The organism is Actinokineospora diospyrosa, from assembly GCF_024171925.1.
GTDB lineage: Bacteria > Actinomycetota > Actinomycetes > Mycobacteriales > Pseudonocardiaceae > Actinokineospora > Actinokineospora diospyrosa.
The window spans coordinates 525,909-551,181 of record NZ_JAMTCO010000002.1 but is presented as its reverse complement, the minus strand read 5'-3'; the positions used below and the strand labels follow the sequence as shown (position 1 = coordinate 551,181).

At 71.3% G+C, this 25,273-nt stretch carries 22 protein-coding genes; 14 read left to right on the top strand and 8 right to left on the bottom strand.

Going from position 1 to position 25,273, the window contains the following annotated elements; all coding sequences use genetic code 11:
* The first annotated feature begins 33 nt into the window (after positions 1-33).
* The 7 genes from LV75_RS04925 (at position 34) to LV75_RS04895 (ending at position 8,595) form a co-directional block, all read left to right on the top strand.
* The gene (locus LV75_RS04925; protein WP_301318609.1) at positions 34-768 is read left to right on the top strand and encodes a response regulator transcription factor; all 735 of its coding nucleotides are present in this window, start codon (positions 34-36) and stop codon (positions 766-768) included.
* A 13-nt stretch (positions 769-781) separates the two neighbouring features.
* The gene (locus tag LV75_RS04920; protein ID WP_301318608.1) at positions 782-2,266 is read left to right on the top strand and encodes a sensor histidine kinase; all 1,485 of its coding nucleotides are present in this window, start codon (positions 782-784) and stop codon (positions 2,264-2,266) included.
* Positions 2,267-2,352: 86 nt separating this feature from the next.
* A complete protein-coding gene (locus tag LV75_RS04915) occupies positions 2,353-2,721 on the top strand; it encodes a hypothetical protein (RefSeq protein WP_253885399.1) in 369 nt (122 codons plus the stop codon).
* Positions 2,722-2,972: 251 nt separating this feature from the next.
* Positions 2,973-4,820: an ArnT family glycosyltransferase gene (locus tag LV75_RS04910; protein WP_253885398.1), complete on the top strand. Its 1,848-nt coding sequence runs from the start codon at positions 2,973-2,975 to the stop codon at positions 4,818-4,820.
* A 100-nt stretch (positions 4,821-4,920) separates the two neighbouring features.
* Positions 4,921-6,195: a bifunctional glycosyltransferase family 2/GtrA family protein gene (locus LV75_RS04905; RefSeq protein WP_253885488.1), complete on the top strand. Its 1,275-nt coding sequence runs from the start codon at positions 4,921-4,923 to the stop codon at positions 6,193-6,195.
* Between the two features lie 29 nt (positions 6,196-6,224).
* Positions 6,225-8,075: an ArnT family glycosyltransferase gene (locus tag LV75_RS04900; protein WP_372504140.1), complete on the top strand. Its 1,851-nt coding sequence runs from the start codon at positions 6,225-6,227 to the stop codon at positions 8,073-8,075.
* 133 nt (positions 8,076-8,208) lie between these two features.
* Entirely contained in the window at positions 8,209-8,595 is a 387-nt protein-coding gene (locus LV75_RS04895; protein ID WP_253885397.1) for an STAS domain-containing protein, read from the top strand.
* A gap of 18 nt (positions 8,596-8,613) precedes the next feature.
* On the opposite strand, the gene LV75_RS04890 is transcribed toward LV75_RS04895, so the two are convergent.
* A complete protein-coding gene (locus LV75_RS04890) occupies positions 8,614-9,258 on the bottom strand; it encodes a phosphoribosyltransferase (protein ID WP_253885396.1) in 645 nt (214 codons plus the stop codon).
* A 123-nt stretch (positions 9,259-9,381) separates the two neighbouring features.
* On the opposite strand from LV75_RS04890, the gene LV75_RS04885 reads away from it, so the two are divergent.
* The gene (locus LV75_RS04885; protein WP_253885395.1) at positions 9,382-9,657 is read left to right on the top strand and encodes a GlsB/YeaQ/YmgE family stress response membrane protein; all 276 of its coding nucleotides are present in this window, start codon (positions 9,382-9,384) and stop codon (positions 9,655-9,657) included.
* A 411-nt stretch (positions 9,658-10,068) separates the two neighbouring features.
* On the opposite strand, the gene LV75_RS04880 is transcribed toward LV75_RS04885, so the two are convergent.
* Both LV75_RS04880 and nudC read right to left on the bottom strand, forming a co-directional pair.
* A complete protein-coding gene (locus LV75_RS04880) occupies positions 10,069-12,285 on the bottom strand; it encodes an MMPL family transporter (RefSeq protein WP_253885394.1) in 2,217 nt (738 codons plus the stop codon).
* A gap of 154 nt (positions 12,286-12,439) precedes the next feature.
* Complete coding sequence (gene nudC, locus LV75_RS04875) at positions 12,440-13,291, bottom strand: NAD(+) diphosphatase (protein ID WP_253885393.1); 852 nt, start codon at positions 13,289-13,291, stop codon at positions 12,440-12,442.
* Positions 13,292-13,510: 219 nt separating this feature from the next.
* Between nudC and LV75_RS04870 the strand changes: the two genes are divergently transcribed.
* Genes LV75_RS04870 through LV75_RS04855 form a run of 4 tightly spaced genes read left to right on the top strand, consistent with a single transcriptional unit; the run spans position 13,511 to position 16,642 of the window.
* Positions 13,511-14,257, top strand: a complete 747-nt coding sequence (locus LV75_RS04870) for an SDR family oxidoreductase (RefSeq protein WP_253885392.1) — start codon at positions 13,511-13,513, stop codon at positions 14,255-14,257.
* A 2-nt stretch (positions 14,258-14,259) separates the two neighbouring features.
* Positions 14,260-15,429: an acyl-CoA dehydrogenase family protein gene (locus tag LV75_RS04865; RefSeq protein WP_253885391.1), complete on the top strand. Its 1,170-nt coding sequence runs from the start codon at positions 14,260-14,262 to the stop codon at positions 15,427-15,429.
* Positions 15,426-16,475, top strand: a complete 1,050-nt coding sequence (locus tag LV75_RS04860) for an acyl-CoA dehydrogenase family protein (protein WP_253885486.1) — start codon at positions 15,426-15,428, stop codon at positions 16,473-16,475. Before LV75_RS04865 ends, LV75_RS04860 begins: the two co-directional genes overlap by 4 nt.
* Positions 16,472-16,642 carry a hypothetical protein gene (locus LV75_RS04855; RefSeq protein WP_253885390.1) on the top strand — a complete coding sequence of 57 codons (171 nt, stop codon included), beginning with the start codon at positions 16,472-16,474 and terminating at the stop codon, positions 16,640-16,642. Before LV75_RS04860 ends, LV75_RS04855 begins: the two co-directional genes overlap by 4 nt.
* A gap of 1,227 nt (positions 16,643-17,869) precedes the next feature.
* On the opposite strand, the gene LV75_RS04850 is transcribed toward LV75_RS04855, so the two are convergent.
* From LV75_RS04850 to wrbA, 3 genes are read right to left on the bottom strand one after another with little or no spacing between them, the layout of a single operon-like run.
* The gene (locus tag LV75_RS04850) at positions 17,870-18,622 is read right to left on the bottom strand and encodes a pirin family protein (RefSeq protein ID WP_253885389.1); all 753 of its coding nucleotides are present in this window, start codon (positions 18,620-18,622) and stop codon (positions 17,870-17,872) included.
* The gene (locus LV75_RS04845; protein ID WP_253885388.1) at positions 18,619-19,122 is read right to left on the bottom strand and encodes a VOC family protein; all 504 of its coding nucleotides are present in this window, start codon (positions 19,120-19,122) and stop codon (positions 18,619-18,621) included. Before LV75_RS04845 ends, LV75_RS04850 begins: the two co-directional genes overlap by 4 nt.
* Positions 19,123-19,149: 27 nt before the next feature.
* Complete coding sequence (gene wrbA, locus LV75_RS04840; protein ID WP_253885387.1) at positions 19,150-19,761, bottom strand: NAD(P)H:quinone oxidoreductase; 612 nt, start codon at positions 19,759-19,761, stop codon at positions 19,150-19,152.
* A 95-nt stretch (positions 19,762-19,856) separates the two neighbouring features.
* On the opposite strand from wrbA, the gene LV75_RS04835 reads away from it, so the two are divergent.
* The gene (locus tag LV75_RS04835) at positions 19,857-20,297 is read left to right on the top strand and encodes a MarR family winged helix-turn-helix transcriptional regulator (protein ID WP_253885386.1); all 441 of its coding nucleotides are present in this window, start codon (positions 19,857-19,859) and stop codon (positions 20,295-20,297) included.
* A 128-nt stretch (positions 20,298-20,425) separates the two neighbouring features.
* On the opposite strand, the gene LV75_RS04830 is transcribed toward LV75_RS04835, so the two are convergent.
* Positions 20,426-21,208 carry a DeoR/GlpR family DNA-binding transcription regulator gene (locus tag LV75_RS04830; protein ID WP_253885385.1) on the bottom strand — a complete coding sequence of 261 codons (783 nt, stop codon included), beginning with the start codon at positions 21,206-21,208 and terminating at the stop codon, positions 20,426-20,428.
* 181 nt (positions 21,209-21,389) lie between these two features.
* Between LV75_RS04830 and LV75_RS04825 the strand changes: the two genes are divergently transcribed.
* Positions 21,390-22,289 (top strand): ROK family protein, encoded by a 900-nt coding sequence (locus LV75_RS04825; protein WP_253885384.1) that lies wholly within the window; start codon positions 21,390-21,392, stop codon positions 22,287-22,289.
* A gap of 34 nt (positions 22,290-22,323) precedes the next feature.
* On the opposite strand, the gene LV75_RS04820 is transcribed toward LV75_RS04825, so the two are convergent.
* Positions 22,324-25,230 (bottom strand): NACHT domain-containing protein, encoded by a 2,907-nt coding sequence (locus tag LV75_RS04820; protein WP_253885383.1) that lies wholly within the window; start codon positions 25,228-25,230, stop codon positions 22,324-22,326.
* Positions 25,231-25,273 lie beyond the last annotated feature (43 nt).

The following is a 25,273-nucleotide window of genomic DNA, read 5'->3' as shown; positions in this document are numbered from 1 at the left end:
GACCGCCCAACCCCAGCACGCACGATCGGGGGCATGACCGTGAACACCTCGTCCCGCCCGGAACTGCGCAGGCCAGACGGACAGCCCGTGCGGGTGCTCGTCGTGGACGACGAGCCGACGCTGGCCGAGCTGGTGACGCTCGCGCTGCGCTACGAGGGCTGGGACGTGCGCAGCGCGCTCGACGGCTCCAGCGCGGTGCGGGTGGCCCGGGAGTTCAAGCCGGACGCGGTGGTGCTCGACGTGATGCTGCCCGACTTCGACGGCCTCGAGGTGCTGCGCCGGATGCGCGCCGAGGTCGACTCGCTGCCGGTGCTGTTCCTCACCGCCAAGGACTCGGTGGAGGACCGCATCGCCGGGCTCACCGCGGGCGGCGACGACTACGTGACCAAGCCGTTCAGCGTCGAGGAGGTCGTGCTGCGGTTGCGCGCGCTGATGCGCCGCACCGGGGTGACCGAGGGCGGCGGCGGCTCGGCGCTGGTGGTGGGCGACCTGACCCTGGACGAGGACACCCGCGAGGTGTTCCGCGGCGGGGAGGCGGTGCTGCTGACCGCGACCGAGTTCGAGCTGCTGCGGTTCCTGATGCGCAACCCGCGCCGGGTGCTGAGCAAGACGCAGATCCTCGACCGGGTGTGGAACTACGACTTCGGCGGCCAGGCCAACATCGTCGAGCTCTACATCTCCTACCTGCGCAAGAAGATCGACGCGGGCCGGGAGCCGATGATCCACACGATGCGGGGCGCCGGGTATGTCCTCAAGCCAGCCGGATAGCCCGGGCCGGGCGATGTCCCTGCGCGCCAGGCTGATCGCCGAGCAGCTCGTGCTGCTCGGCCTGGTGCTGTTGGTGACCGGGGTGGTCACCGTGCTCGGCCTGCGCGCGTTCCTCATCGGCCAGGTCGACTCGCAGCTGGCCGGGTTCAGCGACCGCGCCGTCGAGTTCCTGACCCGCGGTGGACCACCGCCCAACCAGGGCGGCAACAACCCGGGCGGCGACCAGGGTGACGGGCAGGGCAAGCGGCCCGGCGAGGGGCCGTTCCAGGACGCGGGCACCATCAACGCCGCGATCGTCGACGGCGTCGTCGTGTTCGCCCAGCGGCAGACCACGACCGGCGACCGCGAGGAGATCCCGACCGAGCTCGACGACACGCTGACCGCGCTGCCGGTCGACGGCACCGCGCGCAGCCGGGACCTGGGCGCGCTCGGCCGGTACCGGCTGATGGCGGTGGCCACCCCGAACGGCACGGTGGCGCTGACCGGGCTGCCGATCGGCACCCTGGAGGAGACGCTGTGGACCACCGGGCTGGTGCTCGGCGGGGTGTCGTTGCTCGGGCTGACCATCGCCGGGGTCGCCGGTGTGCTGATTGTGCGCAGGACGCTGCGGCCGCTGGACCGGATGGCGGCGACCGCGCGCCGGGTCGCCGAACTGCCGCTGGACCGCGGCGAGGTGGCGCTGTCGGTGCGCGTGCCCGCCGCGGACACCGATCCGCGCACCGAGGTCGGCCAGGTCGGGTCGGCGCTCAACCGGATGCTCGGGCACATCGGGGCCGCGCTGAGCGCCCGGCACGCCAGCGAGACCAGGGTGCGCCAGTTCGTCGCCGACGCCAGCCACGAGTTGCGCACGCCGCTGGCGGCGATCCGCGGCTACGCGGAGCTGGCCCGCCGCCGCGGCGACGAGGTGCCGCCGGACGTGGCGCACGCGGTGTCGCGGGTGGAGTCCGAGGCGCGCCGGATGACGACGCTGGTGGAGGACCTGCTGTTGTTGGCCCGCTTGGACTCCGGCCGTCCGTTGCTGTATGAGACGGTCGACCTGTCCCGGCTGGTGCTCGACACCGTCGGCGACAACAAGGTCGCCGGGCCGCGGCACAACTGGCGGCTGGAACTGCCCGCGGAGCCGGTGCTCGCGGTGGGCGACCAGGCGCGGCTGCACCAGGTCCTGGCGAACCTGCTGGCCAACGGCCGCACGCACACCCCGGCAGGCACGACGATCACGGTGGCGCTGCGGGTGGACGGGCCGGACGCGGTGCTGTCGGTGCTCGACGACGGCCCCGGGATCCCGGCGGAGTTGCTGCCGGAGGTGTTCGAGCGGTTCGCCCGCGGCGACGAGTCGCGCTCGCGCGCGCAGGGCAGCACCGGGCTGGGACTGGCCATCGTGTCGGCGGTGGTGGCCGCGCACCACGGGTCGGTCGAGGTGACCAGCGCGCCGGGTCGGACCGCGTTCACCGTGAAGATCCCGGCGGCGCGCGGCGCCGAGCCGACCGACCACGGGTGATCAACCCCGATCGGGTGCCTTTCCGCCGATCACGCCGCCGCGCCGTCGACAATTCCGAGGGGTTGTTCTCGGCGAAAGGAGTGGTAGTGAAGGGTTTTCACCATATGGCGGCGGCCGCGTTGGTCGCCGGGATCGCGCTGACCTCGGTGGCTCCCGAGGCCGCGGCGGCGACCGGGCTCTTCGTGTACTACGAGCCCGACGGTGGTCTGGGAATCGTGGACCCCGACGACGACTGGTGCTATTCGCTCGGGTTCACCGTGCGGCACCTGGACAACGACACCAACCGCACGGCACTGCTGTTCGACAACAACGATTGCCTCGGCCTGCCGACGGCGACCATGCGCCCGCGCACGACGCGGGACTCCCCCGGGTACGTGTCGGTGGTCTTCCACCGCACGTCGAACCCGCGCTGCGTCACGGTGAAGGACCCGGGCGCCCGGCACTGCAACACCTGACGCGCGGTGGCGAAGGCCCGGTTGCGGCCCACCGGTTGGGAAATCTCGCACACCCCACGGGCACAGCGCTGACTCGGCACAGTGCGGACTCGGCCACAGTGCGAACTCGGCACCGCGCAGGCACAAACACAGTGCGGGCACGGCACAGTGCGAGTACGGCACAGTGCGAGTACGGCACAGTGCGAGTACGGCACAGCTGACGCACAGGGAACGCACATGGTGGGCCCAGTGCGGTCCCCGACCGTGGGGGCATGACTCTCGTCGCTGACCGACCGGTGGCCGTCGCCGCCCCGGACGCCGCGGGCACACCGTGGCCGCGCCGGATCTCCGTCACCGCCCTGCTCCTCGGCACGGCCGTGCTCTACCTGTGGGACCTGGGCGCGTCCGGCTGGGCGAACGCCTACTACTCGGCGGCCGCCCAGGCGGGTGGGCAGAGCTGGTCGGCGTGGTTCTTCGCGGCGACCGACAGCGCGGGCGGGATCACCGTCGACAAGACCCCGGCCGCGGTGTGGGTGATGGGCCTGTCGGTGCGGGTGTTCGGGCTGAGCCCGTGGAGCGTGCTGGTCCCGCAAGCGTTGGCCGGGGTGGGGTCGGTCTGGCTGCTGTACGCGGCGGTGAAGCGGTGGTCGGGCCACCACGCGGGCCTGATCTCCGGGGCGGCGTTGGCGCTGACTCCCGTGGCCGCCTTGATGTTCCGGTTCAACAACCCGGACGCGCTGCTCGTCCTCCTGCTCACCGCCGCCGCGTACGCCACGGTCCGCGCGATCGAGAAGGCCAGCGTCCGGTGGCTGGTGCTCGCGGGCGCGCTGGTGGGTTTCGGCTTCCTCACCAAGATGCTGCAAGCGTTCCTGGTCCTTCCCGCGTTCGGCTTGGCCTACCTGATCGCCGCACCGACTTCGGTGAAACGGCGGGTAGCCCACCTTTTCGCCGCTGTCGGCGCGGTGATCCTGGCGGGTGGTTGGTGGGTCGCGGTGGTCGAGCTGATCCCGTCCGGCAGCAGGCCCTACATCGGCGGTTCGCAGAACGACAGCGTCCTCGAACTCACGTTGGGCTACAACGGTTTGGGCAGGCTCACCGGCGACGAGGTGGGCAGCGTCGGCGGTGGCGCCGGGTGGGGCTCGTCGGGCTGGTCGCGGTTGTTCGGCAGCGAGATGGGCAGTGAGGTGGCGTGGTTGTTGCCCGCCGCGGTGCTGGCCTTGGTCGGCGTCATCTGGTTGACCCGCCGTGCCGATCGGACCGACCGCACCAGGGCGGCGGTGCTCGTGTGGGGGCTGTGGCTCGTCGTCACGGGTGTGGTGTTCAGCCTGATGGACGGGATCATCCACCCGTATTACGCCGTCGCGCTCGCCCCGGCGGTGGGCGCGCTGTTCGGGATCGGTGCCGTCACCGCGTGGCGGAACAGGGCAGATCCGGCGGCGATAGGCCTGTTGGCATCGGGGATAGCGGTAACAGCGGTGGAAGCGTGGCTGTTGTTGTCGCGTGAGAGCGACTGGCTGCCGTGGTTGCGCCCCCTGGTGCTTGTCGGCGGCCTTACCGCTGCCGTGGCGGTGTTGTTCGTACCCGCGCTGCCCAAGCTGGCTGGCCGCGCGATAGCCGTGTTCGCACTGGCGATAACCCTGATCGCGCCTGGCATGTACTCAGTGGCAACAGCTGCGCAATCCCATTCTGGCGCTTTGCCTTCTGTAGGCCCATCAACGCAAGGCGGACCTGGTGGCGGCGGTGGGCGCGGGGGCGGCGGCATGGGCGGGCTGCTCGGCGCGCCCACGCCGAGCGCGGAACTGTCCGCCTTGCTGGCCGCCGACGCGGAGAACTACACCTGGGCGGCGGCGGTCGTGGGATCCAACAACGCCGCGGGCTACCAGTTGGGTTCCGGGGTACCGGTCTTCGCCGTGGGTGGCTTCAACGGCACCGATCCCGCGCCCACCCTCGCCGAGTTCCAGCGGTTGGTCGCCGCGGGTGAAATCCACTGGTTCATCGGCGCGACGCTGATGCGCGGTGAGTCCGGCAGCGATGACGCCCACCGGATCGCCGAGTGGGTTGCACAGAACTACGCGGCCACGACCGTCGGCGGCGTCACCCTCTACGACGTGAGCCGCTGAGATGCCGACCACTCCCGCCGTTCGCACAGGCGCCGCACAGGGTCGGCACACCGCCCACCCAGCAGCGGGCCCGATCGTCAACGGCATGACCCCCACTGAGATGGCGGCCCGCGACCTCGAGGTCGACTCGGCCATTCCCCAGCAGGCAGGCCGCGGCCCGGTGCGCACCTCGGGACCGGCCCCGGTGCTCGACGTCGTGGTCCCGGTGCACAACGAGGAGCGCGACCTGGAGCCGTGCGTGCGCAGGCTGCACGCGCATCTGCGCGCGCACTTCCCGTACCGGTTCCGGATCACCGTGGCCGACAACGCCAGCACCGACGGGACCTGGGCGGTGGCCGAGTCGCTCGCCGGGGCGCTGCCCGGGGTGCGCGCGGTGCGACTGGAGCAGAAGGGCCGCGGCCGGGCGCTGCACACCACCTGGCTGGGGTCGGACGCCGAGGTGCTCGCCTACATGGACGTGGACCTGTCGACCGACCTCAACGCGCTCTCGCCGCTGGTGGCCCCGCTCATCTCCGGGCACTCCGACGTGGCGATCGGCTCCCGGCTGGCCCGGGGCGCGCGGGTGGTGCGCGGCCCGAAGCGGGAGCTGATCTCGCGGGCCTACAACCTGCTGCTGCGCGGCACCCTGGCGGTGCGCTTCTCCGACGCGCAGTGCGGGTTCAAGGCGATCCGCGCGGACGTGGCCAGGGCTGTGCTGCCGCACGTGGCCGACACCGGCTGGTTCTTCGACACCGAGCTGCTGGTGCTCGCGCAGCGGGCCGGGCTGCGCATCCACGAGGTCCCGGTCGACTGGGTGGACGACCCGGACAGCCGCGTCGACATCGTGCGCACGGCGCTGGCCGACCTGCGCGGCATCGCCCGGCTCGGCCGCGGTCTGGCCACCGGGAGCCTGCCGGTGGCCCGGCTGCGCGCGCAACTGGGCCGGGGCGCGATCGCCACCGACCCGCCGGGTGTCCCCCGTGGACTGTTGCGGCAGGTGGTGCGGTTCGCGGCCGTCGGGGTGGTGAGCACGCTGGCCTACCTGGTGCTGTTCCTGCTGCTGCGCGGGCAGGTCGGCCCGCAGGCGGCGAACCTGGTGGCGCTGCTGGCGACCGCGGTCGGCAACACCGCGGCCAACCGGCGGCTCACCTTCGGGGTGCGCGGGTCCAGCGGGGTGGCCCGGCACCAGTTCCAGGGCCTGGTCGTGTTCGCGCTCGGCCTTGGCCTCACCAGCGGCGCGTTGGCGCTGCTGCACGGGTTGACCGCGCCGAGCAGGCTCACCGAGGTGAGCGTGCTGGTCGCGGCGAACCTGCTCGCCACCGTCCTGCGGTTCCTGTTGTTGCGCGGCTGGGTTTTCCGCCGTCCCACCGAGCCCGTCCTGGAAGGCACCCTGTGAGCACCGCGACCGCCGCCACGGCCACCGACATCTCGACCACACCGAGCGAGACAACCCTGACCGGGACAACACCGGTCACCAAAAGGCGCCCCAGGTGGGAACTTCCTTCCTCGATCGCACTTCTTGTCGCCACCGCGGTGCTGTACCTGTGGGACCTCAGCGCCTCCGGTATGGGGAACCAGTTCTACGCGGCCGCGGCGCAAGCGGGAACCCAGGACTGGAAGGCGTTGTTCTTCGGGTCCCTCGACGCGGGTAACGCCATCACGGTCGACAAGCCTCCCGCCGCCCTGTGGCTGATGGGGCTCTCTGGAAGGCTTTTCGGGTTCTCCTCGTTCAGCATGCTCCTGCCGCAGGCATTGGCGGGCATCGCGTCCGTGTGGTTGCTCTACCGGGCGGTGCGCCGCTGGTCCGGGCCCGGCGCGGGGTTGCTGGCAGGCGCTGGCCTCGCGCTGACCCCGGTCGCGGCACTGATGTTCAAGTTCAACAACCCGGACGCGCTGCTGGTCCTGCTACTCGTCGCGGGCGCCTACTGCACCGTGCGCGCGGTCGAGAAGGCCGGTGTGACGTGGCTGGTGTTGGCCGGTTCCGCGATCGGCTTCGGCTTCCTCACCAAGATGCTGCAGGCGTTCCTCGTCCTGCCCGCGTTCGCCCTCGTCTACTTGGTCGCCGCGCCGACCAGCCCGCTGCGCCGGTGGCTGCACGTGCTGGCCGCCGGTGTGGCCGTGGTGGTCTCCGCCGGGTGGTACGTGCTCGTCGCCGACCTGTGGCCCGCGCTGTCGCGGCCCTACATCGGCGGATCCACCGACAACACCGTGCTGGACTTGGCACTGGGCTACAACGGTCTCGGCCGGATCTTCGGCGGTGACGGCAACGGGGGTGGCGGCGGCGGGGGCGGCGGGAACACCGGCTTCGGCGGCGAGACCGGACTGTCGCGGATGTTCGGCGCCGCGTTCGGCCCCGAGGTGTCCTGGCTGCTGCCCGCCGCCCTGGTCGGTCTGGTCGCCGGGCTGTGGTTCACCCGCCGCGCGCCGCGCACCGACCGGACCCGGGCCGGGTTGCTGCTGTGGGGCGGCTGGATGGTGGTGACCGCGCTGGTGTTCAGCTACATGCAGGGCACCGTCCACCCCTACTACGCGATCGCCCTGGCCCCCGGCATCGTCGGCACCGCCGCGATCGCGGCGCGCGAGTTGTGGCGCGGCAAGGGTTACCCGCCCGCGCGCGTCGTCCTCGCGTCCATGGTCGCCCTCACCGCGGGCTGGTCGTTCGTGCTGTTGAGTTGGGACGGCTCGTGGTTGCCGTGGCTGCGCTGGGTCGTGGCGATCACCGGTGTGCTGGCGGCGGCCGCCATCGCGATGGGGGCGCACGTGTTCAGCAAGGCCGCCGTGCCGGTGGCGATCCTCGCCCTGGTGGCGAGTCTGGGTGCGACGGCGATGTACACCGTGGCGACCGCCGCGACCGCGCACTCCGGTTCCATCCCGCTGTCGGGTCCGTCCTCGCAGAGCAGCGGCATGGGCGGCGGTATGGGTGGCGGCATGGGCGGTGGCACCGTGAGCGATGAGCTGGTCGCCGCGCTCCAGGCCACTTCCGGGCGTTGGGCCGCGGCGAGCACGGGATCGCAGGGCGCGGCGCGGCTGCAGTTGGCCAGCGGTCGGCCGGTGATGGCGATCGGCGGGTTCACCGGCAGCGACCCGGCGCCCACGCTCGCGCAGTTCCAGGCGTACGTCGAGTCCGGACAGGTCCGGTACTACATCGGCGGCGAGGGCGGCGGAATGGGCGGCGGCCGCGGCGGTGGCGAGATCGCGACTTGGGTACAGGAGAACTTCACCCAGGTCACGATCGGTGGTCAGACGGTGTACGACCTCACCGCGCCGCTGGGCTGAGCCCGGCTGGGGTCTTTGGACCTGAGACAGCGGCGACGAGCCCGCGTAGGCTCGGCGTCCACTCGGTTCCGACGCCACGGGGAGGGGTTTGCCGTGCTCGCGCAGAGCAGCCCCGCCCCGCACCGGCGAGGCGGTGGCGGCCATCACTGACCACGCCGTGCCACCGCGCACCGACCGGCAGGCCACCCGAGACGGGGTGCTGCCCCGCCAGGGCGGGTCCACCCGGCTGAGCGGGCACGCGGACCTGCGCAGCCGCCCGGACTTCGAGCAGCTGCTGGTGGCGCTGTGCAGGCAGGCGACCGGGGATGTCCACTTGGACCTGGCCGAGCTGGACTTCATCGACGTGTCCGGTGTGATCACCCTGCTGCGGGTGGCCGACACGCTGCCCGGGTCGAGCAGGCTGGTGCTGCGCAACCCGCCGGAGTCGATGCGCCGGATCCTGGAGTTGCTGGGTCCGGCGGTCGCCGCGGCTGGCGTGGTCGTCGAGCGCACCGGCCTGGTCGAGCCGGGACCGGTGTAGCCGCCCGAGCACCGGCCCTCACGGCCTGGCGAGCAGTCCCCGGACCTCGGCGTCGTCGACCTGGGTGAAGTCGGCGTACCAGCGGCCGACCGAGGACAGGTCGGCTGGCGCCAACGGGCACACCACGTCGTCGGCGATCTCGGTGAGCCGGTCGAGCACGGCGGCGGGGGCGACCGGCACGGCGAGCACGACCTGCTCGGCGCCCAGGTCGCGGACCACCCGCACGGCGGCTTCGACGGTCGAGCCGGTGGCGACCCCGTCGTCGACGACCACCGCGGTGCGCCCGCGCAGCGAGCGGGGTTCGGTGCCGCCGCGCAGCCGCCGGGACCGGTCGGCCAGTTCGGCCTTGACCTCGGCGACGGTGTCGGCGACGTCCGACCAGGACAGTTCCAACAGGGCGAGCACCGGCTCCGCGCGGACCTCCACCCAGTCCGCGCCGTGCCTGCCCTCCCCCACCGCCCCGACGGCCAGTTCGGTCGCGCCGGGCGCGCCCACCTTGCCCACCAGGACCACGTCGAGTTCGGCGCCCAGCAACGCGGCGACCTCGGCGGCCACCGGCACCCCGCCGCGGGGCAGGCCCAGGACGACGGGGTCGCGGTCGCGCAGGTGTTCGAGTTGCGCGCCGAGCACCTGCCCGGCGTGCGCGCGGTCGGCGTAGTGCATACGACCAGTGTGCGACAGCCCCGGTCGGCCCGCCGGGTGACATCCCGGCCCGGAACGTGAATGACTCGGGCCACGAGCGGGTACGTCGTGGGTGAGACCCCACCGAGAGTCAAGGGAGCGGACATGACGGTCACCGGCATCTTCACCGCGCTGATCATCGGTTTGATCATCGGCGCACTGGGGCGCTTGGTGGTCCCCGGCAAGCAGTCGATCCCGATCTGGCTGACCATCGTCGTCGGTATCGTCGCGGCCTTCCTGGGCACCGCACTGGCGAACGCGGTCGGCGTCGGCACGACCGCTGGCGTGGACTGGATCGAGATCATCTTCCAGATCGGCCTCGCCGCCATCGGGGTCGCGCTGGTCGCCGGGTTCTACGGGCGTAGGCACGTCCACCGCTAAACCCGGTGCGCCGTTGGGTTGACGGGCACTGACGGGCGCTGATGGGCAGGGACGCACACAGGGGAAGGCCCCGACCGGTTCGCCGGTCGGGGCCTTCGTGTTCTCGTGCTGTCGTGTTCGCGTCGGAGCTGGTGGTGCGGTTGGCTCGATGGGGCGGGTGTCCCGTGTGGCTGTGGGGGGTTGGTAGTGCGGTTGGCTCGATGGGGCGAACTTGTTTTGCGCGGGGCCCCTACAACACCCGTGACAGGTCCGCACAGCAGGGGCCGAAAAGACTGGCCCTGCCGCGAGGAAACGCTACGGGTGCCGTCCCCCCACGCAAAACAAGTCCGCCCCATCGAGCAAGAACAGGAGGTGGGGTTGGTGGGGGGTGGGGGTGTTGGGGGTGAGGGCGACGTCTTGGGGTGAGCGCGCTCAGCCGACCGGGTCGAGCTGGCGGGTCTGCTCGGCGTCGGTCTCGGCGGGCACCGGGCGGCGCGAGCGCAGCAGCCGCGGCACCCACCAGTTCTTCTCACCGAGCACGCCCATCAGCGCGGGCAGCACGACGGCCCGGATGAGGGTGGCGTCGAGCAGGATGGCGGTGGCCAGGCCGACGCCCATCTGCTTCATGTCGATCGTGCTCAGCGTGGCGAAGATGGAGAACACGCCGACCATGACCGCCGCGGCGCTGGTGACCACGCCCGCCGAGGACGTGATGCCCTTGGCGATCGCCGCCCGGGTGTCCAAACCGGACTCCCGCGCCTCGCGGATGCGGCTGACGACGAACACGTGGTAGTCCATCGACAGTCCGAAGAGGACGACGAACAGCATCAGCGGCAGCCAGGCGACGATGCCGCCGGTGGAGGTGAAGCCGAGCAGGCCCTCGGCCCAGGTGCTCTGGAACACCAGGACCAGCACGCCGTAGGCGGCGCCCGCGGAGAGCATGTTCAGCGCGATGGACGACAGCGCGATGAGCGGGGCGCGGAACGTCCAGGTCATGATGATGAACGTCAGCAGCAGCACGATCGCGATGACCCAGGGCAGCGACTCGTTCATCGAGTCGACGAAGTCGTTCTCCCCCGCGGTCTGGCCGCTGACGGCGAACTCGGCACCGGCCACGGAGCCGACCGTCTGCGGCAGGGCGACCGTGCGCAGCCAGTTGAGCGAGGCGTCGGCTTCCGGGCTGGCCGCCGCCGAGGAGATCGGGGCGTTGAGCAGGAACACCCGGCCGTCCTGGGAGCGGGTGACCTCGATGTCGCGGTCGTGGGCGAACCCGGCGTCGGCCTTGATCCGCTCGGTGAGCGAGGTGACCGCGGCCGCGGTCTGGTCGAGCTTGTCGGCCGGGGCCCGCACGCCGACCGCGTGGGTGGCGCCGGTGCTGGGGAACGCGGCGGTCATCCGGTCGTAGGACTGCATGATCGGGATGCTGCGCGGCAGGTCGGCGTCGGACGGGGAGTTCAGCTTCATGCTCAGCGCCGGGATGGCCAGGGCGACCAGGGCGAGACCGGCGACGGTGAGCGTGATGGCCGGGCGGCGCAGCGACGGGCGCAGGATGGCCTTCCAGACCCGGGGCTCGCCGCCGCGGGCGGAGAGCCGCCACACGAACGGGACGCGGGGCTTGTCGACCCAGCGGCCGAGCTTGGCCAGCATCGCGGGCAGCACCGTGATGGAGCCGATCACCGCGGCCAGCACGACCAGGATCGAGCCGATGGCCATGGAGGTGAAGATCGCGTCGTTGGCGACGAACATGCCCGCCATGGCGACGACGACGGCGAAGCCGGAGACCACGATGGCGTGCCCGGAGGTGGCGGCGGCCATCTCCACGGCGTCGAGGTGGGTGCGGCCCTTGGCGCGTTCCTCGCGTTCGCGCCGGACGTAGAACAGCGAGTAGTCGACGCCGACGGCCATGCCGATCAGCAGGATCATGCTGGAGGTGTTGTCCGAGGCGGGGATCAGCTGCGAGGCGAGCGCGGAGAGGCCCATCGCGGCGGCGACCGCCGAGAGCGCGAGCAGCACCGGGATGCCAGCGGCGATGACGGCGCCGAAGGCCACCAGCATGATGATCAGGGTCACCGGGATGCTGATCAGCTCGGCCTTGGCGAAGTCGTCGCCGAGCGCGGTGGACAGCGCCTTGTTCAGCGACTCGCCGCCGACCTGCTCGACCCGCAGGTCGGGGTGCGCGGCCTGCACGGCGGCGGTGGCGTCGAGCAGCGGCTGCAGGCGCTCGTCGGCGGTCTTGCGGTCACCGGCGATGTCGACGCTGACCAGGACCGCGTCCCCCTTGGGCGACGGGAGCGGCTCGGCGACGTCGGCGACCTCCTTGAGCCCGGACATCCTGGTCCGCACCTCGTCGGCGACACGGGTGGCCGCGGCCTGGTCGAGGCTGCCGGAGCGGGCGGTGATGAGCACGTTCTCGCTCGCCGGTCGGGTGAAGCCCGCGTCGTCGACCATCTTCTGGTAGACCGCGAGCTCGCCCTTGGCGTTGTCGTCGAAGTCGGTGGTCTTGGTGCCGACGATGTTGCCGACCCCGATGCACACCGCGACGAACACCAGCCACGCGGTGATCGCCCGCCACGGGTGCTCCGCGCTCCACCGCGCGATCCGCACCGTCGCCATTGGTCTTGCCTGCTTGTCTGTCCCCGTGCTGGCCATGCTGGAGATCCCCCCGCGTACCGGAATGGAGTTCTGCTTCGTTGGGCAGAACAGTGTCAGCGCGGGGGGCGCGGCGAATCAGGACTCGTCCCCGATCTTGTCCCCCGGATGCACCCCTAGGGGTGACCGGGGTCACCGGGAAGCGTTGCGCCGGTTAGGAACCGACCAGCCAGCGGTCCACAAGGTACGACTCGACCGAATCCGGCCTGCGCGCGCCGAGCGCGGCGACCTCGGCCCGGGTGAACCAGCGCGCCTCGTCCAGTTCATCGCGGTCGACGGCGATGTCCGGTGACACCGCGACGGCGCGGAAACCGAGCATCAGTCCGGATGGGAACGGCCAGGCCTGCGAGGCGAGGTAGTGCACGGCGCCGACGGCGACCCCGGACTCCTCGGCGACCTCGCGGCGCACGGCGTCCTCCAGGCTCTCGCCGATCTCGACGAACCCGGCCAGGGTGGAGAAGCCGGTCGCGCCGCGGTGGCGGCCGAGCAGGCACCGGTCGCCGTGCTCGACCAGGACGATGATCGCCGGTTCGATGCGCGGGAACAGCAGTTTGCCGCACCCGGTGCACTCGCGGACGTGGCCGCCGTTGGTGTCACGCGCGGGTGCGCCGCAGGCGCCGCAGAAGCGCTGGTTGCGGCGCCAGTGCAGCAGTCCGCGGGCGTAGGCGAGTCGGGCGGCGTCTTCTGGACCGAGGTCCGCGAACAGCGCCCGGGTGTCGGCGGTGCCGTCGGCCGCGACTGCGGCGATAGCGGCAGGCTCGTCCATTTCGGACAAATCGCGGGCGAAGACCCCGGTGTCGCCGTCCAGGCCGAGGAAGACGGCATCGGCGGTCGCGCTGGTGTGCAGCGGCGCCCCGGCGCGCACCAGGATCCGGTCGCGCCAGAACGCCAGGGTGTCGCCTGCGGGCCGCAAGCTCTCGAGCCAGGCGGTGTCGCCGCGGCGGGCACCGGCCCGGTCCAGCGCCAGGCCGCTGTAGGGCAGGATCGTGCCCACTTCTCCCACCACACACCCCCTTCTTCCCCACCCGGCATCGTCCCCGGCTTGACGAGCGATCCGCCAGCGCCGACCCGCGAACACCTGGTGCTCCACGCTGAGCCTCCATGGGTGGTTCTCCCCTCAGCCTGTCACGACCGCGCGGCGCGGGCCAGGGCGGTGGTGGACACCCCGGCCGACTCACGGGTAACTTCCGGTTCGGCGCTTTCCCACCGACCGGCGGAGGACCCAGTGACCCAGCGGATCGCGATCGTGACCGGGGCGGCGCGCGGCATCGGCGCCGCGATCGCCACCCGGCTCGGCCGGGACGGGTTCGCGGTGGGGGCGCTCGACGTCGTCGCCTGCGACGAGACCGTCGCGGCGATCACCGCGGCGGGCGGGACCGCGCTGGCGGTGCTGGCGGACGTGACGGTGACCGAGCAGGTCGAGGCGGCGGTGACCGAGGTCGCCACGGCGCTCGGGCCGCCGACGGTGCTGGTCAACAACGCGGGCATCCTGCGCGACAACCTGCTGTTCAAGATGGGCGACGACGACTGGGACGCGGTCATCGGGGTGCACCTGCGGGGCGCGTTCCTGATGACCAGGGCGGTGCAGCGCTACCAGACCGAGCACCGGTACGGCCGGATCGTGAACCTGTCGAGCACCTCGGCGCTGGGCAACCGGGGGCAGGCGAACTACGCGACGGCGAAGGCCGGGCTGCAGGGGTTCACCAAGACGCTCGCGCTCGAGTTGGGCAAGTTCGGGGTGACCGCGAACGCGATCGCGCCGGGGTTCATCGAGACCGACATGACGGCGGCGACCGCGGCCCGGCTCGGGATGTCGTTCGAGGACTTCAAGAACGGTGTGGCGCAAGCGATCCCGGTGGGGCGGATCGGGCAGCCGGAGGACATCGCCGCGACGGCGGCGTTCCTGGTCAGCGCGGAGGCCGGGTTCGTGTCGGGTCAAGTGATCTACGTGGCGGGCGGACCGAAGGACTGAGCATGAGCCAGGCACGGGAGTTGGTCGCGGCACTGCTGGCCGCGCACGACCCGGCGACGAGCGAGCGGCTGGAGTTCCTGCGGGCGCGCTTCGACGCGGGGTTGGCGTGGGTGCACTTCCCGGTGGGGCTGGGCGGTTTGGGCGCCGCGCGGGCCGTGCAGCAGGAGGTCGACGAAGCGCTGGCCGCGGCGGGGGCGCCGGACAACAACCCGCGCCGGATCGGGATCGGCCTGGGCATGGCCGCACCGACGATCCTGGCCTACGGCAGCGCGGAGCAGCACCGGCTGTTGCGTCCACTGTGGACCGGCGAAGAGGTGTGGTGCCAGCTGTTCAGCGAGCCGGGGGCGGGGTCGGACCTGGCCGCGCTGGCGACCCGGGCGCGGCGCGACGGCGACGACTGGGTGGTGACCGGGCAGAAGGTGTGGACCTCCAGCGCGCACAACGCGCGGTGGGCGATCCTGGTGGCCCGCACGGACCCGGACGTGCCGAAGCACGCCGGGTTGACCTACTTCGTGTGCGACATGACCGCGCCGGGGGTGGATGTCCGACCGCTGCGGCAGATCACCGGCGAGGCGGAGTTCAACGAGGTGTTCCTGACCGACGTGCGCATCCCGGATTCGTACCGGCTGGGCGAGGTCGGCGACGGGTGGCGGGTCGCGCAGACGACGCTGATGAACGAGCGGGTCGCCATCGGCGGGCGTGCTGTGGCGCGCGAGGCCGGGATGATCGGGGTGGTCGCGGAGACCTGGCGAGCACACCCGGACCGCCGGACCGCGGCGGCGCACGACCGGTTGTTGGCGCTGTGGGTCGAGGCTGAGGCATTGCGACTGGCTGGGGTGCGGTTGCGCCAACAGTTGGCGGCGGGCTCACCGGGGCCGGAGGGGTCTGCAATGAAGCTCGGCTTCGCGCAACTTTCCCAGGCGTTGTCCGGGTTTGAGGTCGAGTTCTTGGCCGAAGACGGCTTGCGATACGACGACTGGACCATGCGCCGCCCGGAACTTGTTGACTTCACGGGCCGTGGCGCGGGCTACCGGTACCTGCGGGCCAAGGGCAACTCGATCGAGGGCGGCACTTCCGAGGTGTTGCGCAACATCATCGCCGAGCGGGTGTTGGGCCTACCCGCGGAGCCCAGGGTCGACAAGGACGTCCCGTGGAAGGACCTCCCCCGATGAACCTGCTTTATAGCGACGTCGAGACAGACCTACGCGCGAGCGTCGCGGATCTGCTGGGCGACCACTCGACGGACTTGTGGCCGCGGTTGGTGCAGGTGGGTGCGCACGCGCTGCACGTGCCGGAGGAGCTGGGCGGCCAGGGCGCGAGCTACCGGGAGACGGCGGTGGTCGCCGAGGAACTGGGCCGCTTCGTGTCGCCGGTGCCGTTCCTGACCAGCGCGGTGATGGCCACGGCGGCGTTGACGCACCTGGTCGACGACCCGCGTGCACGTGACCTGCTGCAGCGGCTCGCGAGCGGCTCGGCCACCGCGGCCCTGGTGGTCCCGCTGTCGTCGTGGGACTCGTGGCCCGACGGGTCCGGCCTGGTCCAGAGCGTGGCGGGCGCGCTCACCGCGGACGTGCTGCTGGTGCCGATCGAGGGCAGGCTGCACTTGGTCCCCAGTGCGGACGCCACCGTGACCCCGGTGGTCTCCTTCGACAACTCCCGCCCCCTCGCCGACGTCGACGTGTCCGGCTCCCCCACCACCGCGCTGTCCGGCCCCGGCGATGCCGCCGTGCGCGCCGCCTTGGTCGCAGGTGCCGGTGTGCTGGCCTCCGAACAGGTCGGCATCGCCACCTGGTGCCTCGACACCACCGTCGCCCACCTCAAGGACCGCCACCAGTTCGGCCGCCCCCTCGGCTCCTTCCAAGCCCTCAAACACCGGGTCGCCGACCTGTGGCAGTCCCTGGTCCTGGCCCGAGCCACCGCCCGCCACGCCGCCACCGCCCTGACCACCGGCGACGACACCCCCATCGCGGTCTCCGTCGCCCAGTCCTTCTGCTCCCCGGTCGCCGTCCGCGCAGCCGAAGAATCCCTCCAACTCCACGGCGGCATCGGCATGACCTGGGAACACCCCCTCCACCACTACCTCAAGCGCGCCAAGGCGAACGAGATCGCCCTGGGCACCCCAGCTAGGCACCGCGCCACCCTGGCACCGCTGGTAGACCTGCCAGGCCCTGTCGGAGCCTTCTCGGGTGCCCCACCCAGCCCTACAGTGGTGCCATGACGTCCTTCGGCGAACTCTTCCCCGGAGCCAAGCTCCGCAAAGAATCCCCAGACGACGCGGGCAACGGCCAAGACCCGGCGATCAACCTCACCGAGGGCCCGATCGACCTGGACGCGGGAGTGATCTACATCCGCAGGCCCGCCCCCAAACCCGAAGCGGACCAGTAACCCCCACTCCCCCTCGGCAGCCCTACCCCACCCCGCCGCCACCTCTTCACGCGCGCGCACCGAGTCGAGCCCGGCCCCCACCCTCTCCGGGGGGCGTCCCTGGGCCAGTCTACTAGGCCCCACCGACAGTGGATCTTGAAAGCCCCCGGCGAAGATCGACATGTGGATAACTTCTGTCGCTGAACCGGGTGAACAAAGGCCGCAGGATCGCCCCGTCCGTGCAGCAGGGCTTGGCCTCGCGAGTTCGGCGCCCAGGCTTGGGATGACCTCGGTAGTTGGCGGGAGACGACCTCTCGGAAGTTGTGGGCGAGGCGTTCGTTCCGGTTCCCCGGGAGGGTGTTGAGGCCACATCATTCGCTGGTCGCGCGAAGCAGCCCGCATTGGCGGCGACTCGACAATGCAGGGAAGCACCTAAGACGCGGCGGGCGCGAGCGAAATCTCGCAAGTTGTAGCGGCCAGGACAGGCGCGGTGGTCGCCGCAGCGGATCGCGATCAGGGGAGATGGAGTTCCCCGCGGATCTCAAGATGCGCGTGCCCGACAAGGCCGGACCTTGTTCCTGCAACGCGAAAGCGAGTTGCGGGCCTTGACGCACATGGTGTTGCGGCCCAGGCGGGCGAACGTGCACCGCCACCACACGGAGCTGCCCTGATCAAGCCGAGACTCTCGGGAACGGGAGTTCTGACGTTGCTGGAGCGGCAGACCCGGTTCGTGGTACCGACCCGGGTCACGCACGGTCCGCAGACCGGGGCGCGTTGCTGTTGCAGGCCAACAAGATGAAAAAGCAACCCTCGACCCGGTACGTGAGCGGGCGTTCACGGGTGATCAAGTTGGCCCAAATCCGCCGCAGCAATACATCCCACACCCAAACCAGCCCGGCGCCCCCTCGCAGCCGCCATCAGCGACCGCCCAAACCCTTGCGGCAACCTAAGACCCCACCCACCCCGCTGCCCCGCGCGCGGGTCCGGGGCGCAGCCCCCACCCTCTCCGGGGGGCGGCCCCAGGGCCAGTCTACTAGGCCCCACCAATAAAGGATCTTGAAAGCACACCAGCGAAGATCGACATGTGGATAACTTCTGTCGCTGAACCGGGTGAACAAAGGCCTCAGGATCAAGCTGGCAAGGGGCGACGCCCCGCAGCAAGGCGAGCGGACGGCGGCTTGGCCTCGACCAGCAAAGGCCAACGCCCCGCCCGCACACCAGCGCGGACGGGGCGTCGAATACGAGCGATCAGCCCATGCGGACGGTCGCGTGCATTTCCCACACCAGGATCTCCGCGCCCTCCGGGCCCGCAGTCACCCGCTGGCCACCCGAGGTGATGCGCGCAGCATCGCCAGTGGCCAAATCACCGGACTGCTCGAGCGTCACCGAACCGATTGGCACGAAGAGGTGTACGAACGGCGCTTCCGGCAAGGTCACTGTGGCGCCTGGGGCCATTCGCGCCGCGTAGAGGGCGGCGTGTTCCTGGCCGATCCGGATCGCTGCGGCGCCGGTGTGTTCGGGGCGGCCGGAGGCGACGGGGACGAGGCCGCCTGCTAGGAGGTCGTTGTCGATCTCCAGTTGCTCGTAGCCTGGCGCCTTGCCCGACTCGTCCGGCAGGACCCACATCTGCACGAAGTGGACCGGGTCGGCGTGCTCGGCGCCGCCGGAGAGGCGCCAGGAGTCGTTCTTCTCCGAGTGCAGGATCCCGCGACCGGCGCTCATCCGCTGGGCCAGGCCCGGGTAGATGATGCCGCTGTGGCCCTCGGAGTCCTGGTGCACCAGCGCACCGCGCAGTACCCAGGTGACGATCTCCATGTCCCGGTGCGGGTGCGTGTCGAACCCCGACCCCGGGGTGACGATGTCGTCGTTGTTGACCAGCAGCAGGCCGAAGTGGGTGTTGCGCGGGTCGTGGTGGTGGCCGAAGGAGAACGAGTGCTTCGAGTCCAGCCAGCCGATGTTGGTCTTGAACCGGTCGTTGGCGCGCCGGATGTCCACGGTCATACGACAACCTCCCCGTACATCTCGCCGAGCGGGTCGGCGATGAGTTCGACGCGGGCGCCGTCGGGGTCGGTGAGGTAGACCGACGTGCCGCTTTCCTCTACATAGGACACTCCGGCGGCGTCGAGGCGCGAGCGCGCCGCGCGCCACTGGTCCGGCGCCATGGAGATCGCCAGGTGGTGCAGCCCGCCGAGCACCTCGGCGTACGGGCCGAGGTCGAGGCCGGGCAGGTCGAAGAACGCGACCGCGTTGCCGTTGCCCACGTCGAAGAAGAAGTGGGTCGAGCCGGGGTAGTCGCGGTTCTCGAACACCTCGGTCAGCGGGAACCCGAGCACGTCCTGGTAGAACTCGACCGTGCGGCGCACGTCACCGGAGATGAGCGCGGTGTGGTGGATGCCGCGGGCGCTGCTGGCGGGCCGCTGCGCGCGCTCGCGCAGCAACTCGGCGCGCAGCCGGTCGCGCTCGGCGGCCAGTTCGGCCACCCGGGTCTCAGGAAGTGACATCGGGTCCTCCGCTCCTCATCAGCAGTGTCAGGCGCCGCGCTTCAACCGGCCCGCGACCTGGACCGCGCGGCGCGCCTGGAAGGCGACCGAGGCGAGCTCGACGTCCCCGGGCGGGGTCGCGCCGTTGTTGGAGATGTGGCTGGCGCCGTAGGGGTTGCCCGCCTGGAACTGGATCGGGTCGGCGTAGCCGGGGGCCACGATGATCGCGCCCCAGTGGTAGAAGGTGTTGTTGATCGCGGTGATCGTCGTCTCCTGGCCGCCGTGCGCGGTGCCGGTGGAGGTGAACGACGAGGCGACCTTGTCCACCAGCTTGCCCTGGCCCCACAGCGGGCCGGTCTGGTCGATGAACTGCTTGATCTGCGCGGCGGGCAGGCCGAACCGGGTGGGGCTGCCGATCAGCACGACGTCGGCCCAGTCCAGGTCGTCCAGGGTGGCCTCGGGCACCGACTGGGTCTCGGCGGCGTGCGCGGCCCAGCCCTCGTTGGCCGCGATCGCCTCGGCCGGGGCGAGCTCCTTGGCCTTGACCAGGCGGACCTCGGCGCCCTCCTTCTGCGCCGCCTCGGCGGCGGCCTGCGCCAGCGCGTACACGCTGCCGGTCGCCGAGTAGTACACGACCGCGACCTTGACCTGCTCGGTCACCGTATCCTCCATGTAGTTAATGGCTTAACTACTGCGACAGTAGACCGGTGTAGTTGTCATGTCAACAAGTGGCGCCGGGTGCCTAGACTGGACCGGTGACGCCCTGGTTGGACGCCGCCCAGCAGCGGTCCTGGCGCGCCCTGGTCGAGGGCGCGGGTTCACTGCTGGCCCGCCTCGACAAGCACCTGCGCGACAGCCACGGGCTCACCCTCGCCGAGTACGAGATCCTCGTGCACCTCTCGGAGAGCCACCTGCACATGTCGGAGCTGGCCGCCCAGGTCAGCCACTCCCGGGCCAGGGTCACCCAGACCGTCGACCGGCTGGTGCGCGCGGGCCTGGTCGAGCGCTCCCCCTGCCCGCAGGACCGGCGCGGCGTGCACGCGGCGCTGACCGGGACCGGCCGGGTCAGGTTGGAGGCGGCCGCGCGCGACCACGTGCTGGAGGTGCGCAGGCTGGCGGTGGACGTGCTCGACCCCGACGAGCTCACCGCGGTCGGGACGGCCATGGCCAAGATCCGTACGGTCGCGCAGGACTAGTGCCGCCCGCCGCCCGCGTCCCCGCCCGCCACCGGCGCCGACCCGGCAGCGGCACCGCGCGGGAGCACTCCCCCGCACGACGGCGTCCCCAGCTCGGCACCGCACCCGCACCGGTGCTCGGCGGACAGCTACACCGTGTGCACTTCCACACCCGCGTCCTGGAAGGCCGCGACCGAGTCCGCTGCCGCGGCGGAGTCGGTGATCAGCAGGCGCATGGCCGACACCGGGCAGATCTGGGCGAAGGCGTGCCTGCCCAGCTTGGAGCTGTCGGCGATCACCACGACCTTGCGGGCGCGCTCGGCCATCAGCCGGTTGATGCTGGCCTCGCCCTCGTGGTGGGCGTAGGCGCCGTGCACCGGGTCGACCGCGTCCACGCCGAGGAACACCACGTCCAGGGTGATCTCGTCGAGGATGCGGGTGGCCAGCGGGCCGCTGAGCTCGAAGGACTGCGGCCGGGCGACCCCGCCGGTGACCACGATCTTGACGTGCGGGCGGACCGCGAGCTCGTTGGCGATGTTGAGCGCGTTGGTGACCACGGTCAGCGCCGGTTCGTCGCTCTGGCTGAAGTCCGGGCGGATGGCCAGCGCGCGGGCGATCTCGGTGGTCGTGGTCCCGCCGTTGAGGCCGACGACGGTGCCGCGGCCGACCATCGCGGCGGCGGCCTTGCCGATGCGCTCCTTCTCGGAGGCGTGCCGGGCGGTCTTGTAGCGCAGCGGCAGGTCGTAGGCGACGTTGTTGGCGACCGCGCCGCCGCGGGTGCGGGTGAGCAGTTGCTGCTCGGCCAAGTGGTCGAGGTCACGGCGGATGGTGGCCGCGCTCACGGCCAGCTCGTCGGCGAGGTCGTCGACGTCGACCTTGCCGCGCTGACCGAGCATGTCCAGCAGCGTGCTGAGCCGCTCGTACCGGTCCACCGCCACCCACCTCCCTGCACCGCCGCGCGCACTCGCGGCGTTGCAAAGTATCGCCCCGTGAACCCACATTCAACGACCGAAACGCTTGGCATCGGCTGACCGATCACGCAGTATTCGTGGCGCGTGCGAGCAGATTCGAGCGCTCGTCGCGGGTGGACTGAAGCCGAGGGGAAGGAAGCGCATGGCAGCGGACCAGCACGTGGTCGCCGTGGACGTCGGGGGTACCTCGATCAAGGCAGCCTTGGTCGACCGGGACCTGCGCGCCGTGGCGACCCTGCGCGAGCCGACCAGGCGGAACGGCGAGGTGGCCGATGTGGGCCAGATCGCCGAGCTGGTCAACCGGCTCGCCGCTGGGCACGACGTGGTGGGCGCGGGGGTGGCGGTGCCCGGGATCGTCGACGACGGGGTGGGCCTGGTCCGGGCCGCGGTGAACCTCGGCTGGGTGGACGTGCCGCTGCGCGACGAGATCGCCGCGGGGACCGATGTGCCGCTGCTGGTGCGCCACGACGTGCGCACGGGCGGGCTGGCGGAGTTCACCGTCGGCGCGGGCAAGGGTGCCGACGACGCGCTGTTCATCTCGGTGGGCACGGGGATCGCCGCGGCGGTCCACGTGGACGGTCGGACGCTGGGCGCGTCGGGCTACGCGGGCGAGATCGGTCACGTCGTGGTCGACCCGGGCGGCGCGGTGTGCGGCTGCGGGACCCGGGGCTGCCTGGAGACGCTGGCCGCCGCCCCGGCCTTCGCCCGGCGCTACCAGGAGCGCACCGGCCGCACCATCTCCGACGCGGCCGGGGTCGCTGGCCTGCTCGCCACCGACGCCGACGCCCGTGCGGTGTGGCAGGACGCGGTCAACGCCCTGGCCACCGCCCTGCTCGACGCGGTGACCCTGTTCGGCCCGGCCATCATCATCATCGGCGGCGGCGTCGCCGAGGCGGGCGAGACCCTGGTCGGGCCGGTCCGCGAGGAGCTCTACAGCAGACTGCGCTTCCAACGCCGCCCCGAGGTCGTCCGCGCCGCCCTGGGCCAGGACGCGGGCCGCGTCGGCGCCGCCCTGCTGGGCTGGCAAGCCGCGAAGAGCTGATCCCCCACCGCGCCGCCCTCGTCCAGCGGCGCGGTCAGCCCGCGATGACCGAAGCCGGGTTCTCCACCCGGTTCGCCTCGGCCTCGTAGCACCGCCGGAACGGGTTGTCCCGAACCCGGTCCCAAGCCCGCGCGACCAGCGCGCACACGGCGCCAACCACCAAGATCGCCGCGAGAACACCCACCCCGACGAGCCCAATGCCCGCGTGAATGGTGACGACACCCGCGATCGTGATTGGCACAAGTGCGCACCCGGCGAGAATCGCCAAGATCCCGACGAGGGTGTCGGAGAGGTCTCCTCGGTGCGCGGGGAGCTTGACCGCCACCAAGTACATCAGGGGAGCCACGACGGTCGCCGCCAGAACGGCGATGCTCAGCCATAGCGCGCCGAACGGCTCCGTACCGGTGACGACGAGGACGTGCAGGCCGAGGCCGATGAGCACCACCCCGATACCGAGCGGCAGCAGCAGTACCCCACAGAGCAGCCAGAGGTGCTTGGTCTGGCGTTGAGCTGCCTCGATGGTGGCCCAGTCCTCACGCCGGACCCGCCTCGCCTGCGAATACCCCTCCTCCAGCAGGAGGCTGTGGAACACCACCCGGACCGGCGAGCTCAGCAGGCCGATCAGCCGCTGCTGCGCCGCACTGAGCTTGGATCGCCGGAGGATCTCCGCCCTGGCGCGCCACATACGGGGATCGCCCGTGTTCTGGGTGACCACCTGCTTGATCGCATGCCGGGTACTCGCCCCCCGCTCACCGATCTGTTGCCGGACCAAGACGAGGTCAACCTCGTCCAGCGGCTGCGCGTCGCGGATGCCGCGCACCGCGAGGGGGATGGCGAGCCGGGGATCGATCGTCTTGACGTCTTTCGGCGGGCTCACCCCGTAGATCAGCTCCGCGACCCGGCCGCAGATCGCTCGCAGCGGGTCGTCCTTGCCCTCGGCGAACGGTCCCCACACCCAGTCGAAGTCGTGGATCCCTTCGTCAGCAGGCGCTACTCGGCGAATCTGTTCCAGGACACCGGGTCTGGGTAAGAGTTCCGCAAGCCGCCAAGCCGCGCGGGTGGCGACCCGCGCCGATCTCCAGAGCAGTCCGGCCAGGGCTTCGGCGGCGGCGGGTGTGCCCACGAGGGCGATGTCATCGATGGCCCACAGCGTTTGGGGTTTGGCTTGGCTGACCAGCGCGGGTAGCGCCAACTCCCCCATGTTGCTCAGCGCGGTGCGCGCGGACGCGTCCCCAGCGAGCTTGACCAATACGTGTGCGGCCTCAGCCCGGCCGGACGCCGAGAGGGCGAGCATGGCGTCCGCCGCGGCATCGCCCGCGCCCCGGGCGATCTCGGTCAGGGCGGCGAACAGGCGAGCGCCGCGTGGTCGGGTGTCGGAGGCGACGGTTCCCAGGGCCGTGACAATGGCCTCGATGACGGGGGCGTCGGTGCCGAGTCGGTCGAGGAAGTGGGCGATGATCACGTCGGCAAACTCGTTGTCCACGCGGGTGGCCTCGGCGAGGCATTCCAGGGCGAGCACGCGGTGGTGGTCGGGTGCGCTGAAGACCTCGGCGATGACCGAGGTGCAGTCCCGGGTCGTGGCGCCGCACCAGAGCTTGACGGTTTCGCGCCAGGCTGCGCGGTCGGCGTGGTAGCGGTCCAGCAGGCCCTCGGGGTCGTCGGCCAACTCGACCGCGGTTAGGTATTCCTGCAACGTCAAGTGGCGGAAGGTGAAGCCGGTGCGGGCCTTGTCGGTGGCGACCAGGAGTTGGCTGCGGTCGATGATCTCGTCGAGGAGGTCCTTGACCTTGGACTGGTCGAGGTTGAGGTCCGGCAGCAGATCCTTGGTGGTCGACTCCAGGGCGCGCCGCGACAGGGTGAGGCGGTCGTCGCCGGTGGATTCCATGGAGCGCAGCGCGACCTGTTGCAGGACAGCTAGTTTCTCGCCCGCCTGGTACACCGACCTGGCCCGGCCGAGGTCGGGGTCGCGGTTGAGCAGGTGCGTGATCGCCTCGCGGTAGAAGGCGGTGCGCGAGGTCGGGAGGCGCCTGCCGGACCGGGTCAGGACCTCGGTGTGCAGGTAGGCGATCATCGTGAGCAGCAGCGGGCTGCGGGCCAACCGCATGAGCGCGGGGGTGTCGCGCAGTCCCACGAACAGCTCCGCGGCATCGGTGAGCCCGGGCCAGTGGCTGAGGAACCGCACCACCGCGGCGTCGTCGAACTCGGCCACCCGCACGACGTGGGCGAAGGCGGACCCCAGCGGTTGCCCCTGGTAGACCACGTCGCGGCAGGTGACGATGTATTGGCACTCGGGGTACTCGCGGGCCAGGTCGCGCAGTGCCTCGAAGACGCGCTGCTGGTCGTCGCGCCCCACCTCGTCGAGGCCGTCGAGCAGCAGGGTGAAAGCGCCGTCGCGCAGGCCGCGCAGGGTCAGGTCCCGGATGCGGCCGTCGCGGTCGAGGCGGGAACGGCCCAGTTCGGCCACGATCAGGTCGATCAGGGTCGCGGTGGAGCCGTTGCAGCGGTGCAGTTCGATGAACACCGGAACGCGGGTCGAGCTCGGCTGCTTGGCCCACAGGAGCATGGAGTTCTTGAGCAGCATCGACTTGCCCGCCCCCGCGGGGCCGATGACGACCGTGCGGGACTGGGCGCGGACGTTGTCGTAGATGTCCTCGCGCCTGCCGCCGCGTTCGTACTGCAGCGGGACGTACACCTTGGTGATGTCGATGGTGCCGTCGGTGACGAACCCCATGGCGTGCGTGGAGAAGTCCTCCCGGACCGCCTCGGCGTAGCGGCGGACCAGACGGCGCCCGAACTTCGCCCGCCGCGAGTACCACCGCGCGGTGCGGTCGAACGCGGTGGCGCCGGAGCGCTTGAGGTACTCGCCGAAGAACTGCTTGGCGACGAACCCGCCCAACACCACGAGTACGGCGAGCACGCCTCCCAGCACAGCGACGGTCATGGATCCATGATCGCGCGCGGGCCGTACAGCGTTCCACGCCGGT